At 67.7% G+C, this 14,529-nt stretch carries 14 protein-coding genes; 9 read left to right on the top strand and 5 right to left on the bottom strand.

The features are described from left to right. Nucleotides 1–38 precede the first annotated feature (38 nt). The gene (locus P5W98_RS01050) at nt 39–2,639 is read right to left on the bottom strand and encodes a DUF3141 domain-containing protein (RefSeq protein WP_421073441.1); all 2,601 of its coding nucleotides are present in this window, start codon (nt 2,637–2,639) and stop codon (nt 39–41) included. 432 nt (nt 2,640–3,071) lie between these two features. On the opposite strand from P5W98_RS01050, the gene P5W98_RS01045 reads away from it, so the two are divergent. Beyond that, complete coding sequence (locus P5W98_RS01045; RefSeq protein ID WP_421022829.1) at nt 3,072–4,013, top strand: bifunctional enoyl-CoA hydratase/phosphate acetyltransferase; 942 nt, start codon at nt 3,072–3,074, stop codon at nt 4,011–4,013. Next, nucleotides 4,010–5,272, top strand: coding sequence for an acetate/propionate family kinase (locus tag P5W98_RS01040; RefSeq protein WP_421073440.1), 1,263 nt, complete (start codon nt 4,010–4,012; stop codon nt 5,270–5,272). Before P5W98_RS01045 ends, P5W98_RS01040 begins: the two co-directional genes overlap by 4 nt. Before the next feature lie 41 nt (nt 5,273–5,313). On the opposite strand, the gene P5W98_RS01035 is transcribed toward P5W98_RS01040, so the two are convergent. Continuing rightward, on the bottom strand, nt 5,314–5,934 hold the full coding sequence (locus P5W98_RS01035) for an RBBP9/YdeN family alpha/beta hydrolase (protein ID WP_421073439.1): 621 nt from the start codon (nt 5,932–5,934) through the stop codon (nt 5,314–5,316). A gap of 210 nt (nt 5,935–6,144) precedes the next feature. On the opposite strand from P5W98_RS01035, the gene P5W98_RS01030 reads away from it, so the two are divergent. The 6 genes from P5W98_RS01030 to P5W98_RS01005 are packed head-to-tail and all read left to right on the top strand — an operon-like array spanning nt 6,145 to nt 10,305. Continuing rightward, nucleotides 6,145–7,095, top strand: coding sequence for a 2-hydroxyacid dehydrogenase (locus tag P5W98_RS01030; RefSeq protein ID WP_421022826.1), 951 nt, complete (start codon nt 6,145–6,147; stop codon nt 7,093–7,095). A 29-nt stretch (nt 7,096–7,124) separates the two neighbouring features. Beyond that, complete coding sequence (locus tag P5W98_RS01025) at nt 7,125–8,051, top strand: hydroxymethylglutaryl-CoA lyase (RefSeq protein WP_421022825.1); 927 nt, start codon at nt 7,125–7,127, stop codon at nt 8,049–8,051. Nucleotides 8,052–8,085: 34 nt separating this feature from the next. Beyond that, a complete protein-coding gene (locus tag P5W98_RS01020; protein ID WP_421022824.1) occupies nt 8,086–8,607 on the top strand; it encodes a YbaK/EbsC family protein in 522 nt (173 codons plus the stop codon). Continuing rightward, a complete protein-coding gene (locus tag P5W98_RS01015; RefSeq protein WP_421022823.1) occupies nt 8,604–8,888 on the top strand; it encodes a DUF1289 domain-containing protein in 285 nt (94 codons plus the stop codon). The genes P5W98_RS01020 and P5W98_RS01015 overlap by 4 nt, the downstream gene beginning before the upstream one ends. Continuing rightward, a complete protein-coding gene (locus P5W98_RS01010) occupies nt 8,885–9,361 on the top strand; it encodes a MaoC family dehydratase (RefSeq protein ID WP_421022822.1) in 477 nt (158 codons plus the stop codon). The genes P5W98_RS01015 and P5W98_RS01010 overlap by 4 nt, the downstream gene beginning before the upstream one ends. Then, on the top strand, nt 9,358–10,305 hold the full coding sequence (locus P5W98_RS01005) for an MBL fold metallo-hydrolase (protein WP_421022821.1): 948 nt from the start codon (nt 9,358–9,360) through the stop codon (nt 10,303–10,305). Before P5W98_RS01010 ends, P5W98_RS01005 begins: the two co-directional genes overlap by 4 nt. 291 nt (nt 10,306–10,596) lie before the next feature. On the opposite strand, the gene P5W98_RS01000 is transcribed toward P5W98_RS01005, so the two are convergent. Next, the gene (locus tag P5W98_RS01000) at nt 10,597–11,898 is read right to left on the bottom strand and encodes a DUF445 domain-containing protein (RefSeq protein WP_421022820.1); all 1,302 of its coding nucleotides are present in this window, start codon (nt 11,896–11,898) and stop codon (nt 10,597–10,599) included. Between the two features lie 116 nt (nt 11,899–12,014). Next, on the bottom strand, nt 12,015–12,914 hold the full coding sequence (locus P5W98_RS00995; protein ID WP_421022819.1) for a DMT family transporter: 900 nt from the start codon (nt 12,912–12,914) through the stop codon (nt 12,015–12,017). A gap of 145 nt (nt 12,915–13,059) precedes the next feature. On the opposite strand from P5W98_RS00995, the gene P5W98_RS00990 reads away from it, so the two are divergent. Next, a complete protein-coding gene (locus tag P5W98_RS00990; protein ID WP_421044599.1) occupies nt 13,060–13,530 on the top strand; it encodes an Lrp/AsnC family transcriptional regulator in 471 nt (156 codons plus the stop codon). A gap of 26 nt (nt 13,531–13,556) precedes the next feature. Here the strand turns inward: P5W98_RS00990 and P5W98_RS00985 are convergent, their stop codons facing one another. Then, complete coding sequence (locus P5W98_RS00985; RefSeq protein WP_421073438.1) at nt 13,557–14,456, bottom strand: alpha/beta fold hydrolase; 900 nt, start codon at nt 14,454–14,456, stop codon at nt 13,557–13,559. Nucleotides 14,457–14,529: the final 73 nt, after the last annotated feature.

Raw genomic sequence — 14,529 nt, 5'->3', positions numbered from 1 at the left:
TTTGCCGCGCGCGCTTTTTACCAGCTCATTTTTCAGGCTTACTTGCCCGCGCCAGACGATGCGCGGCGGCGGGCCGCACGCGCGGGCTTCGCTAGCGGCGCGCGCGAAGACGCGGGTTCGGCGGTGGGCTTCGTCGGCTTCGAAGCTTTCTTCACCGTTGCCGCCTTCGTTGTCGCCGCGCTCTTCGAGGCCTTTGCCGGTTTCGCATCGCCAGCGTTGTCCACCTTGCCCACATTGCCCGTGCCGCCCGCGTCATTGCCGCTTCCCGGCGGCGGCGGCAACGGCTCCTTCTCGCTGCCCGGCTCCACGCCCAGCACGCGCTGAACCTCGGCGAAACGTTCCGCCCGCTCGCCATCGAGCGGCGCCGAGGCCGTCGCCACCTGGTACACCACCGAAAGCAGCAAGCGGCGCGTGCGCATGTCCGGCACCAGCTCGGGAAGCGCCTCGATGGCGGCATTCGCGTCGAGCTGCACGATCGCCCCCTGGCGGCGCGCCGACTCCTTCAACTCGGCGATGCTCGGCTGGCGATCGCCCATGTATTCGCGCGCGAGTTCGCGCATGCGCTGGAACGGGCGGTACTGGACCACGCGCATCTCATCGGCGAGATAGGCCATGATGCGCATGAAAGCATCGACGGGCGTGCCCTTGTTCACGTGCTCGCGCGCGGCGCGCAGGCGCTGCTGCGCGAGTTCCTTGCGCAACGCCGTGAGCGGCGGCGCGACCGGGTCGAGCGGCGTATTGGGCACAACGCCCACCCACGCCTGCACCCAAGGCGCCGTGTACATGCGGTAGAAGGTGTCTTCGATCCATGTGTCGCGCGCGTCGCGCCACGCGTCCCACGCGCCTTCGATGCTCGCCGATACCTGCTGCTCGATCAGCGTGAACGGATTGTCGGGCGCGGCCGGCACGCGGTTCGCACGCACCGCCTGCGCCATGGCGGGCAGCATGCCGAGCGCCGGGTTCGCGTCGCTGAACAGGCTGCGCTCCACGCGCGCCGGATGCGTCTCGCGCAGCAGGTGCGCCGAAAGCGCGGTGCTCGACGCGCGCACGAATGGCGACACATAGAGGTCGTAAAAGCGCTGACTATTCTCCGCGATGCGGCGCACGACTTCGAACGGCTGTTCGTCGTCGCGGCCATCGTCGAGCGCGAGAATATCGTCGATGGTGCGGCGCTCGAAACGGATCTCGTAGCGCCCTTCGAGCGCTTCGAGCCGCCCGGCCTGTGGCGCCGAGTCGGTGATCTTCGCTTCGTAGAGGCCCGGCGGCAGCACGTCGATCAGATCGAGCGCCGAAAATAGTTCGGTATGCTCTTTATTCGCAACGCTCGCCGAAACGAAGATGCCCAGGTGCCCCACTTTGTCGTGCAGGCAGTAGACGATCACCTGCTCGTTCGCGACGATCTCGTCCACGCTCGCGTAGAGATCTGGAATCCAGTTGAGCGCTTGCTGCGGCGGCGTGATGTTGTCGCCCCACGAAGCGAGCACGATGATCGGCGTGCGGATGTTGCGCAGATCCACCGGCGCGCGCGCGTGCTTCGCGTAGACCTCGTTGCGCGTGAGGTGATTGCCGACGAACAGGTTCTGCACGATCCAGTCGATCTCGGCGCGGTTGAGCTGATAATGCCCGCCCCACCAACGCTCGAATTCGAGGAAACGCTCGCGCTCGGTATCGACTTTCGCGTAGAGGTTGTAGAGCTTGCCCCAGAACGTGTTGGCCGGATTGAGGTTCTCGAAGTTCTGCACCAGATGCGCGCCGTCGAAGCGGCCGTCGCCAAGATCGGCGGCAAGCGACGACATCCACGAGCCGCCCAGCATGCCGCCCGAGTAGCGCATGGGGTTCTTGCCGCGCACGCCGGCCCAGTAAGACAGCGGCGAGCCCGCGAGCATCAGCGGCCCGACCAGCGTTGGCGCGGACGCCGCGACCAGCGCCGCGGCCCAGCCGCCCTGGCAGTTGCCGATCACGAAGGGCTGGCCGTCCGCGTCGGGGTGCAGCTCGCGCACCTTGCGCAGGAACACGATTTCCGCCTCGCCCACCGACTGGATCGTCTGCGTTTCGGTCGGCACCGGGAAGAAGGTCACGAAGTAGCACGGATGGCCCTTGCGCAGCGCGATGCCCACTTCGCTGTCCATCTTGAAGCCTGCGATGCCCGGGCCATGCCCCGCGCGCGGGTCGATCACGACGAACGGGCGCATGCGCGCATCGGTCTCTACGCCCGCTTCAGGCTTGATGCGCAGCAGCGCGTAGTTGCACGGATCCTCGAGCTCGCGGCCATCGACCATCACTTCATAGTCGAACGCGAGCACCGGCGGCATGCCGGCCTTCTCGTGCAGCCAGGTCTGGTTGCCGCGCTCGCGCAGCACGTCGAGGAACAGGACGCTGCGCTGCCAGGCATCGAACAGGTAGTCGAACAGCGGCTGGAGCGCGGCGGGCGCCGCGGCGGGCAGCGCGGGCGGGGTGGGCATGCCGGGCATGGACGCCGCGCCGGCAGACTCGGCGAACGCGTCGAAGAGGGGCTGGAAAGGCTGGAAGGACTGCACGGCCTCGAAACCCGGCAACGGCCAGAGCGGCCACAGGGAACGGCGTGGGGAAGTAGGCGAGGAATCGGACGAGAGCGCAGGCGAGAAAGCGGATACTGCCACGTGACAAATCTCCTATAACGGGGCGTGCATGGCGTGCGCACGACAGTCATGCTGCACTGCAGTATTTCAATCTAGGCAGAGTTTTGCGCCAAGTCAAGCCGTGCGGGATCGCGCGCGCGCTTCATGATCGCGCGGCGGCGTGAAGAGCGCGTGACAGACCGTGCCGGCGCGCCCGCCCAAGCCGTTGCATGGATGATGCGCCGTGCATTGGGGGCAGTAAGCCGCACGCCGCGGCTGCACACTTTGCGGCCGGCGCGAGATGCGCTGGACTACACTGTTAGCGGTTTACGCGCCGCAACATGAACGCGTGAAGGCGCGCTGCCGCGCCACCGTGGTTTCGCTTGCTCAAGACCTGCTCACGGCCATTTCGTGCTGACTTTCGTGCCGATTTTTGCGCCCGCGAGAGGCCCTGGCTTCGGATGAGAGACAGACATGACTGCAACGCCCGACAAGTATTCCGCCCTGCTGGCCCGCTGCGCGGGCCTCGCGCCCGTGCCCACAGCGGTTGCGCACCCCTGCGATGTCTCGTCGCTCACGGGCGCGATCGACGCCGCCAACCTCGGCCTCATCGAGCCGCTCCTGGTCGGCCCCGAGGCGAAGATCCGCTCGGTGGCGCAAGAAGCGCGGCTCTCGCTCGAAAACGTCAAGATCGTGGATGTGCCGCACAGCCACGCCGCCGCCGAACGCGCGGTGCTCGCGGTGCGCGAGGGCGAAGCCGAGCTGCTCATGAAGGGCAGCCTGCACTCCGACGAACTGCTGCACGAAGTGGCGCGGGGCGCGAGCGGCCTGCGCACCGAGCGCCGCCTCTCGCACGTGTTCGCGATGGACGTGCCCGCGTATCACAAGCCGCTCTTCATCACCGACGCCGCCGTCAACATCTTCCCCAAGCTCGCCGACAAAGCCGACATCGTGCGCAACGCCATCGATCTCGTGCAGGCGCTCGGCATCGCCACGCCGAAGGTCGCGATCCTCGCAGCGGTGGAGACGGTCTCCGACAAGATGCCCTCGACCATCGAGGCGGCCGCGCTGTGCAAGATGGCCGACCGCGGCCAGATCGCGGGCGGCCTGCTCGACGGTCCGCTCGCCTTCGACAACGCGATCAACGCCGAGGCCGCGCGCATCAAGGGCATCACCTCGCAGGTCGCGGGCGACCCCGACATCCTGCTGGTGCCCGACCTCGAAGCGGGCAACATGCTCGCCAAGCAGCTCACCTTTCTTGCCGGCGCGGAATCGGCGGGCATCGTGCTCGGCGCGCGCGTGCCCATCATCCTCACGAGCCGCGCCGACACCGTGCGCGCGCGCATCGGCAGTTGCGCGATCGCGGTGCTGCTCGCCCACGCGCGGCGCACGCGCATGACCACGGAGGCCCTGTGAGCACGACGCCGGCTTTTCCCTCCTCCGCGAACCATGCGCACGGCGAAGGCCAGATCGTGCTGGTCGTGAACGCGGGCTCGTCGAGCATCAAGTGCTCGGTGTATCGCGTCGTCGACGATCCTCGCGCGGAAGGCGGCGCGCGCGCGATTTTCGGCGCGGGCGGCCAGATCGAAGGCATCGGCGTGGCGCCGCGCGTGGTCGCGCGCATGGCCGACGGCCGACTCATCGTCGACGAGAAGTTTCCGGTCGCCCAAGTCGCCGACCACGACGCCGCGTTCCGCCTGCTGCGCCTCGTGCTCGCGGTGGGCCTGCGCGACACGGCGCCCGCCGCGATCGGCCACCGCGTGGTGCACGGCGGCACGCACTTCAAGGACGCGGTGCTCATCGACGACAAGGTGATCGAAGAACTCGACTCGCTCACGCCGCTCGCGCCGCTGCATCAGCCGCACAATCTCGCGGCGATCCGCGCAGTGCGCACGGCCGCGCCAGACCTGCCGCAGGTGGCCTGCTTCGATACGGCCTTTCACGCGGGAAACGGCATCATGGCGCAGCTCTTCGCGCTGCCGTACCACTACTACGAGGAAGGCATCCGCCGCTACGGCTTTCATGGCCTCTCGTACGAGTACATCGCGCACTACCTGCACGCCACCGAGCCCGACGTCGCGCGCGGCCGCGTGGTGGTCGCGCATCTGGGCAACGGCGCGAGCCTGTGCTCGATGAAAGACGGCAAGAGCGTCGAGACCACCATGGGCCTCACCGCGCTGGACGGCCTGCCGATGGGCACGCGCAGCGGCGCCATCGATGCGGGCGCGGTGCTCTGGATGATGGCGCGCGGCATGGGCTACGACGAGATCGAGAAGCTGCTGTACCAGGAGTCCGGCCTCAAGGGCCTCTCGGGCGTGAGCAGTGACATGCGCGAACTGCTCGCGAGCGACAATGAGCGGGCCCGGCTCGCCATCGACTTCTACACGTACCGCATCGCCCAGGAAGTGGGCAAGCTCGCCGTCGGGTTGGGCGGGCTCGATGCGCTGGTGATGACGGGCGGAATCGGCGAGCATGCCGCACCGATTCGCGCGCAGGTCTGCGAACGGCTCGCGCCGTTGTTCGGCATCGCGCTCGACGCGGCGGCCAACGACGCCGGCAAGGAGCGCGTGAGCTCGCGCGAAAGCCGCGTGCCGGTCTTCGCGATCCGCACCGACGAGGAAGGGATGATCGCGCTGCACACGGCGCGTCTGCTGCGCGAGGCGCTGGCGCACTGATGCCGCGCCGGCGGGCGAGCAGGCTGCGGACCGGTTGAGACTCAGGCGAGCTTCAACCGGTCGCTCACGCCGAAGTCGCTGCCGGCATGCAGACGCCTCGGCGCTTCGCAATGCACGAGCGTATCGACCAAATACTTCGCGCGCGGCCACGGCCCGAACCCCGCCGCCGTGTTGACATGCCCCGCGTCGCCGAGATTCACGAACGCGCTGCCCAATTGCTGCGCGAGGCGCTGCGCGCCTTCGAGCGGCATCCACGGGTCGGTCTCGCTGCCGATCAGGATCGCTGGCATGGGAAGCCGGCGCGCCTCGAAAGCGCCGGCAAAGCGAAACTTCTCCGGGCTCGCAGGCGCGACGAGCAGCGTACCGAGCACGTCGGCGGCAACCGTCCCCTTTTGAAGCGCGTGCGCCGCCACGAGGCAGCCATAACTGTGCGCCGCGAGCACGAACGGACCCCGCTCGCGCGCGAGCAGCCGCCCGAGCGCATGGCTCCAGCGCGCCAGATCGGGCGCGTCCCAGTCGTCCTGCTCCACGCGCAACGAGCGCGCGAACTGGCGCTCGAGCCAGCTTTGCCAATGCCCGCCCTCGCTGCCGTGCAGGCCCGGCACGGTGACGAGTCTGGGCGGCCAGCGCGAGGCACACGAAGAAGCGGCGTGCGAAAGCATGATTTTTTCCTCGCTTCGACGGATCGTGAACGGATTGTGAGCCGCCGCCCCTGCGCGCCAAACCAATTTTTTCCGCTTTGCTTTTTCTCGCTCCGGCCACGGCGCGGAACCGCGTGGAGAAAGCCGGCGGCTTACGGCATGAAAAAGTAGAATGTGGCGACCGATCCCACTCGTCTCACGATTTCCACCATCCGCAGGGAACGAACCGCGATGAAAATTCTGTTCTGGCTCCCGCAAGCCGACGCCACCGCCTGGCTCGACGGTCTCTCGCGCGCCCTGCCCGGCGCCGAGCTGCGCGCATGGCAGCCCGGCGATACGGCCCCCGCCGATTACGCCGTGGTCTGGCATCCGCCGCGCGAGCTGTTCGCCGCGCGCTCGGGCCTGCGCGCGGTCTTCAATCTGGGCGCGGGCGTCGACGCGATTCTCGCGCTCGAACGCGATCATCCGGGCACGCTGCCGAAAGACGCGCTGCTCGTGCGCCTCGAAGACTCGGGCATGGCGCCGCAAATGGCCGAATACGTGCAGCACGCGGTGCTGCGCTACCTGCGCCGCTTCGACGAATACGCGCTGCAGCAGGCGCGCCGAGAATGGCACGTGCTCGCGCCGCATCCGCTCGAGACCTTCACGGTGGGCGTGCTGGGCCTCGGCGTGCTGGGCGCGCACGTCGCGCGCGCAGTGGCCTCGCTCGGCGTGCCGGTGCGCGGCTTCTCGCGCAGCGCGAAAGCCCTCGACGGCATCGAGACCTTCTCGGGCGAGCTGCGCGGCCCGCAGTTCGACGCGTTCCTCGCCGACGTGAAAGTGCTCGTGAACCTGCTGCCCGCCACGCCCGACACCGAAAACGTGCTCGACGCGAACACCTTCGGCAAGCTCCCGCGCGGCGCGTATCTCGTGAACGTCGCACGCGGCGCGCATCTGGTGGAACAGGATCTCGTCGATGCCCTCGCGAACGGCGCGCTCTCGGCCGCCACGCTCGACGTGTTCCGCCACGAGCCGCTCGCGGACGATCACCCGTTCTGGCGCGAGCCGCGCATCACGATTACGCCTCATAGCTCGGCGCTCACGCTGCGCGAGGAAGCGATCTCGCAGGTCGCGGACAAGATCGCAGCGCTCGCGCGCGGAGAAACGGTGAGCGGGATCGTGAATACGGCGCGCGGATATTGAGGCGCGAGAACACAGTATTGGAGACAGACATGGCAACCCTCCCCACCGCAGTCAAAATCGTCGAAGTCGGACCGCGCGACGGTCTGCAAAACGAAAAAGAATTCGTGCCCACCGCCGTGAAGATCGAGCTGATCGACCGGCTCTCGAAGGCGGGCTTTCCGAACATCGAAGCGGCCTCGTTCGTTTCGCCGAAATGGGTCCCGCAGATGGCCGACGGCGCCGAGGTCATGGCCGGCATCGCGCGCCGCGAAGGCGCGATCTATTCGGTGCTCACGCCGAATCTGCGCGGCTTCGAAGGCGCACTCGCCGCGCGCGCGGACGAGATCGTGATCTTCGGCGCCGCGAGTGAGGCGTTCTCGCAGAAGAACATCAACTGCTCGATCGCAGAAAGCATCGAGCGCTTCGCGCCCGTGGCCGAAGCGGCGAAGGCCGCCGGCGTGCGCATTCGCGGCAGCGTCTCGTGCTCGTTCGGCTGCCCGTACCAGGGCGAGGTGCCGGTGGCGTCAGTCGTCGACGTGGTGCAGCGCTTCGCGGCGCTCGGCTGCGACGAGATCGATATCGCCGACACCATCGGCGTGGGCACCGCGAAGCGCGTGCACGAAGTGTTCGAGGCGGTCACCAAAGTGTTCCCGCGCGAGCGCCTCTCGGGCCACTTCCACGACACCTATGGCCAGGCGCTCGCCAATATCTACGCCGCGCTCGAAGCAGGCATCGAAATCTTTCACGCCTCGGTGGCGGGGCTCGGCGGCTGTCCGTACGCAAAGGGCGCGACCGGCAACGTGGCGACCGAAGACGTGCTGTACCTGATGAACGGCCTCGGTATTCATACGGGCATCGACCTCGACCAGGTGGTGGAAGCCGGCGACTTCATTTCGAAGGCCATCGGCCGCGCCAACGTCTCGCGCGCCGGCAAGGCGCTGCTCGCGAAGAAACAGAGCGCCGCGGCATGTGCCTGAGTTGCAGCCATTGCAGCACGAAGGAAATCACGACATGACGGAAACGCTCATCAACTCGGAAAAGGACGGCTTCGAAGCCCTGCCCGATTCCGCACGCCGCGTCGCGCTGCTCCTGCGCGAGCGCGGCCACGCGAAGCCGGTCGTGCTGCTGCCCGAGACCGGCAAGACCTCGGCGGAAGCGGCGGCCGGGCTCGGCTGCGAAGTCGCGCAAATCGCCAAGTCGATCCTGTTTCGCCGCCGCAAGGACGATGCGCCCGTGCTCGTGATCGCGAGCGGCGCCAATCGCGTCGATGAAAAGAAGGTCGAGGCGCACGTGGGCGCAGTGAGCCGCGCCGACGCGAAGTTCGTGCGCGAGATGACCGGCTATGCGATTGGCGGCGTGTGCCCGATCGGCCACGCCACTGCGCCCGTCACGCTGATCGACGCCGACCTGTTCGCGCTCGAGAGCCTGTGGGCCGCGGCGGGCCATCCGCATGCGGTTTTCAATCTTTCGCCGCAGGAACTGGCGGCGCTCACCGGCGCGCCCGTGGTGGACGTCGCGCTGCGCGACGCATGAACTCGAACCGGAGCCCAACGCGCGCGACCGCCCAGGCGCCCTCGCCCTGCATCAACGTATGCCGCATGCACGAGCCGAGCGGCCTGTGCGAAGGGTGCCTGCGCACGATCGACGAGATCGTTGCATGGTCCACGCTCGACCACGCCGCGAAGCGCGCCGTATGGGACGCGATCGAGACGCGCCACGCGCAGTGGCTGTGTCGGCCCGGAGTTGGCGCTTCAGCGCTTACTCCGGCCCCACGCACCGCGCGCGACGCGGCAAAAGCAGGAGACGCCCGATGACCATAGGCACCGGCGCGCCCGCCCGTGTCGTGACGATCGGCGAGACGTTTCGCTCGACGCTCGCGCTTTCGCCCAACACGGTGAAGTCGTTCGCCACGCTCGTGAACGACCTGAACCCGCTGCACCACGACGACGCCTACGCCGCGCAGAGCCGCTTCGGCGGTTTGATTGCCTCGGGCACGCAACCCACCGCGCATTTCATGGCGCTGCTCGCCACGCATTTTTCGCAGTACGCGCAGCCGCTCGGCCTCGAATTCGACATGAAGCTCAAGCGCGCGGCGCACGCCCATGACGTGCTCACCTTCGAATGGCGCGTCGTGGAGGCCCACTGGAAAGCCAGCCTGAACGGCGATCTCGTGAAGCTCGAAGGCACGGCCGTGAACCAGAACGGTGAGACGCTCGTGGTGGGCCGCTCGACGATCCTCGTGATGCCGAAGCCTCAGGCACCGGCGAGCGAAGCGGCCACGCGATGAGCCACGCTGCACATCCCCCCGCCGCCACGCTGCCGCCATCGATCCGCGTGTTCGAGCGCGGCTGGCTCTCGTCGAACAACGTGCTGCTCGTCGATGAAACCCGCGCGGCGCTCGTCGACACGGGCTACGCCACGCATGCCGCGCAAACCGTCGCGCTCGTGCAGCACGCGCTCGCGGGGCGCGCGCTCGATACGATCGTCAACACCCATCTGCACTCGGATCATTGCGGCGGCAACGCGCGCTTGCAGGCGCAATGGACCTGCGAGACGCTCATCCCGGCCGCCAGCGCGAGCGCCGTGCGCGCCTGGGACGAAACGCGGCTGTCCTTTCTCGCCACCGGCCAGACCTGCGAGCGCTTCGCTTTCACGGGCACGCTCGCGCCGGGTGCGCGCGTGACGCTTGGCGGCTTCGAGTGGGAGGTGATCGGCGCACCCGGCCACGACCCCGATTCGCTGATGCTGTATGCCGCCGGGCCGCGCGTGCTGATCAGCGCCGACGCGCTCTGGGAGCACGGCTTCGGCGTGATTTTTCCGGAACTCGAAGGCGCAAGCGGTTTTGCGGAGCAGCGCGCGGTGCTGGACGCCATCGCGCAACTCGACGTGGCCGTGGTGATTCCGGGCCATGGCGCGCCATTTTCGAATGTGAGGGCCGCGCTCGACCGCGCCTATGCGCGCCTCGCCTGGCTGAGCGCCGATCCCGCGCGCAACGCCAAAAACGCGCTCAAGGTGCTGATCGTGTTCAAGCTGCTCGAAGTGCGCACGATGACGTTCGCGGCGCTGGACACGATGCTCGCCGAGGCGGCAATCATGCGCGCGGCGGCGCGGCAGCTCGCACCCGAAGGCGCCTGGCCCGCGCTGGTGCGCGAACTGGCCGGGGAGCTCGCGAAAAGCGGTGCGCTCGTGATGGGCGAGAACGGGGTCGAAGCGCCCGCCGGCATGGCTTGACCCACTCGCCCCGCACTGATCCACGCATCGTCCGCGCGCCAGCAAAAAAAACGCTCGCCCTTTTTTCGGGGGCGAGCGTGAGTATCGTGCTCTGACGTGATCAAACTGTCGAGCCGATCATACTCGCGCGCGAATTTGCGTCGCATCGGTGATTTCCCTACAGACTGCTATCGGCACCCGATTCAAAACGTTTGCGCAACGAATAGCATGCGCAATTAATTCGAAATCCGAATCGATAAAAAATCGTGGCGAATCGTGGCAAATAATCGGCGCCACACGTTCACGAACATTTCACCAGCCGAGTTGCAGGCGCAACCATTCGAACAGGTGCGAGCACAAGTACAACCCGAGCCCGATCGTCCCGCCGATCACCGTGCCGTTCACGCGGATTTCCTGCAAGTCCTTGCCGATCTTCAGCTCGATCAGGCGCGCGGTGTCGCGCGTATCCCAGTTCCGCACCGTGTCGCGAATGTGATGCGTAAGGTAGCGCGCGAAATCGGGCGCCATCGCACGCGCGGCGTCTTCGAGATGGCGGTTGATCGACTCGCGCAGATCCGCGTCGGCGGCCAGCGACTCGCCGAGCCAGCGGCCGGTCGCCACCACCTTCGCGTGCAGCGTCGAATCGGGGCGATCCAGATCGTCGCGCAGCCACGCCCGCAGGCTGCCCCATAGCGCACCGGTGTACTCGTTGAGCGCGCTGCCTTCGCGCAGGCTGGCTTTCAGCTCCTCGCCCTTGCGCAGGAACGCGGGATCGCTTTTCAGCTGCACCACGAGCTTGTGCACCACCTCGTCGAACTTCTGGCGCAAGTGGTGCTCGCGGTCCGCGCTCACCTGCAGCAGCAAGCGGTTCACCGCACTTTCCAGCACGCGCGCACCGCTGTCGCCGATCCATTCCGAGGGCAGGAGCTTTTCGGTCAGCGGAAACTCGCCCTTGAGTCCGTCGACGATGCGCGCCGCCACGAACGTGCGCGTGCTCTCCTCGGCCAGCAAGGCGCCCAGCTGATCGAGCATCTTGTCGAGCAGTTCCTGATGGCGACCGTCTTTCGTGAGCGTGTCGAGCAGCGCGCCCGCCGACTTCGAAAGATCGACCTTGTCGAGCGCCGCGTGCAGGCCGTCGCGGATGAAGGCCTGGATGCGCGCGTCGTCGGTGAGGCCGAGCAGGCCCGACATCAGCCGCACCGCGTAGTCGCCCAGATGCTGCGCGTTGCTCGGCGCGGTGAGCCACGACGAGAGGCGCTCGACCGGGTCGTGGCGGCGGATCAGCTCGACTAGCGCATCCACGTTGAGAAACCGGTCGTGCACGAATACGGCGAGCTCGTCGGCGATGCGATCCTTGTTGCGCGGAATCACGCCCGTGCGCGCGGCGATGAACGGGATCGGCACGCGCCGGAACAGCGCGACCACGGCGAACCAGTCGGCGAGCGCGCCCACCATGGACGCTTCGCTGACCGCCTTGATGCCGTCGACCACCACGCCCGGCGGCGCGAGCGCCGTGGCGACGAACACCAGCGCAGCCGCCACCAGCAGCAGCAGGGCGCGGCGCTTGGCGCGCTTGAGTTCGGCTTCGTCGTGGCTGGCGTCGGAGAGGGTCATGCGCTGGTGCATCGTCGTGGTCGGGAAACCGCGACATTATGCGGCCAGCGTGCCCGCAACGCCGCGCACGCCACATTCGTGACTCGCCGCGCACGTCAGGTCACGCCAATGACGCCTCAAGCGGACGACGCCTTGCGCCGCGGCGGCACGATCCGCCAACCGAGATTGACGCCCGCCGCCGCAAGCAGGATGAGCGCCGCGCCCGCGACCTGGATCCAGGCGAGGCGCTGCCCGAACGTGAGCCAGTCGACGAAGATCGCCACCACGGGGTAGATGAACGAAAGCGCGCCGGTCATTGCCGTGGGCAGCTTCTGGATTGCGCCATAGAGCAGCACGTACATCACGCCCGTGTGCACGATGCCGAGCGTGGCGATCTGCACCCAGTGCACGGGCGTGGCGGGCAGCGTGTCGTAGCGGATGAACGGCGCGAGCACGAGCGCGCCGAAGCCAAGCTGCACGAGCGCGATCAGATGCGGCGGCGTGCCTTTGAGACGGCGCGTGATGATCGACGAAATGGCGTAGAGGAACGCGGCGCCGGCCGCGCACGCCACGCCCTGCAAATACTCGCCCGGCACGGCCAGCACGGCCGGCTGCACTTCGACCACGCCCACGAGCCCGACGAAGGCGAGCGCGAGCCATGCGACGGTAGATGCGCTCACGCGCTCGCCCAGCACGAGCGCCCCGAGGCCGACGAGCATGAAGGGCTGCGTGTTGTAGACGGCGGTGGCCATCGAAATGGAGGCGCGCGAATAGGCGGCGAACAGCAGCACCCAGTTGGCGACGATGGCCGCGCCTCCCGCTATGGCGAGCGCGAGCGTGCGCCAGGGCAGCCTGCGCCGCAACAGGCCGAGCGCCGCGCAAGCGAGCGCCAGCGTCGCGCCGCCGAGCACGCAGCGCATGAACGCCACGTTGATCGGCGCCTGCTGCGAATCGACGACGAGCCAGCCGATGGTGCCGGACATCAGCATCGCGGCGACCATCTCGGCCGCGCCGCGGCGAACTTCTGGGGAAGACATGACCGGGTGCTCCGCGTGAGTATCTGCCTGAAAGTTTACTCAGCACGAAGCGCGGAATACATGGCTAAACTAAGGTCGATAGATTGAATTGCCATCGAATCGAAGGCTGGCAAACAAATATGCGAGCGAACATGCAGGTGAATCCATGAACAAACGCCCCGCCGCGCCTGCGCCCATCGCGCTCGACGAGATCGACCGCGCGTTGCTCGCCGCGCTCGCCGAAGATGGCCGCGCGAGCGTGAGCGACCTGGCCCGCCAGATCGGGCTTTCCGCGCCGAGCACATCGGAGCGCCTGCGCAGACTCGAAGCTCAGGGCGTGATCGGCGGCTACACCGTGCGCATCGACCCGCGCGCGCTCGGTTATACGCTGCAGGCGATCGTGCGCGTGAAGCCCCTGCCGGGGCAGTTGCATCTGGTCGAAGAAGTGATCCGCCGCATTCCCGAGTTCATCGAATGCGACAAGGTCACCGGCGACGACTGCTTCATCGCCCGGCTTTATCTGCATTCGATCGACCAGCTCGACGAAATCCTCAACAAGGTCACCGAGCGCGCGGAAACCAGCACCGCCATCGTCAAGTCCACACCCGTGGCGCGCCGCCTGCCGCCGCTCGGCTGAACGCGTCGGCGCGGCGCGCGACGCACTCACTCCTGACGCTCGGTCGCCTCGAAGAACGAGAGGATTTCCCCCACCAGCGCCTCATGCGCTTCCTCGGGAATGTAGTGGCCGCACGGCAGCGCGCGGCCGCTCACGTCGCGCGCCACCTTGCGCCACTCCGCGAGCGGCTCGAAGCAGCGCTCGACCACGCCATGCTCGCCCCACAGCACCCGCAGCGGACACGCGACCTTGTGGCCGCGCTCGATATCGGCGCGATCGTGGTCGAGGTCGATGGTCGCGGAAGCGCGGTAGTCCTCGCACATCGCGTGCACCGCGCCGGGCTGGCGCAGCGCCGCGCGATAAGCGCCGAGCGCCTTGGGCGCGAAGGGGGCCAGGCCCGCATGGCGGCTGCCCATCACGCGCTCGATATAGGCGTCGGGATTCGCGCCGATCAGCGCCTCGGGCAGCGGCTCGGGCTGAATCAGGAAGAACCAGTGGAAATAGAGCGTGGCGAACTCGCGATTGGTCTGCTCGTACATCGCGAGTGTGGGCGCGATGTCGAGCAGCATCAGCCGCTCGACGGCGTCGGCGTGGTCGAGCGCCATGCGATGCGCGACGCGCGCGCCGCGATCGTGCGCGCACACGAGAAAACGCTCGAAGCCGAAGTGGCGCATGACCTCGACCTGGTCGGCGGCCATCGCGCGTTTCGAATAGGCCGCGTGGCTCGCGTCGCTCGTGGGCCTGGACGACGCGCCGTAGCCGCGCAGGTCGGTGGCGATCACCGTGAAGTGCTGCGCGAGATCCGCCGCACAGCGATGCCAGATCATGTGCGTCTGCGGATGGCCGTGCAGGAGCAGCAGCGGCGGCCCCTCGCCGCCACGGAGTCCGTGAATCTCAACGCCATCCGCGGTGCGAACGGTGAAAGGCGTGTATCCGTCGAACGGCATGTCGCGTCTCCATCGTCTATTTGTTGGTCTCAGGGTATTGTAGGAGGGGGGCGCAATGCGCCATCGCAAATTC

This window comes from Paraburkholderia sp. A1BS-2L (assembly GCF_051125205.1).
In the GTDB taxonomy this organism is placed as follows: domain Bacteria; phylum Pseudomonadota; class Gammaproteobacteria; order Burkholderiales; family Burkholderiaceae; genus Paraburkholderia.
The sequence above is the reverse complement of the archived record's forward strand: the minus strand, read 5'-3'. Positions and strand labels throughout refer to the sequence as shown.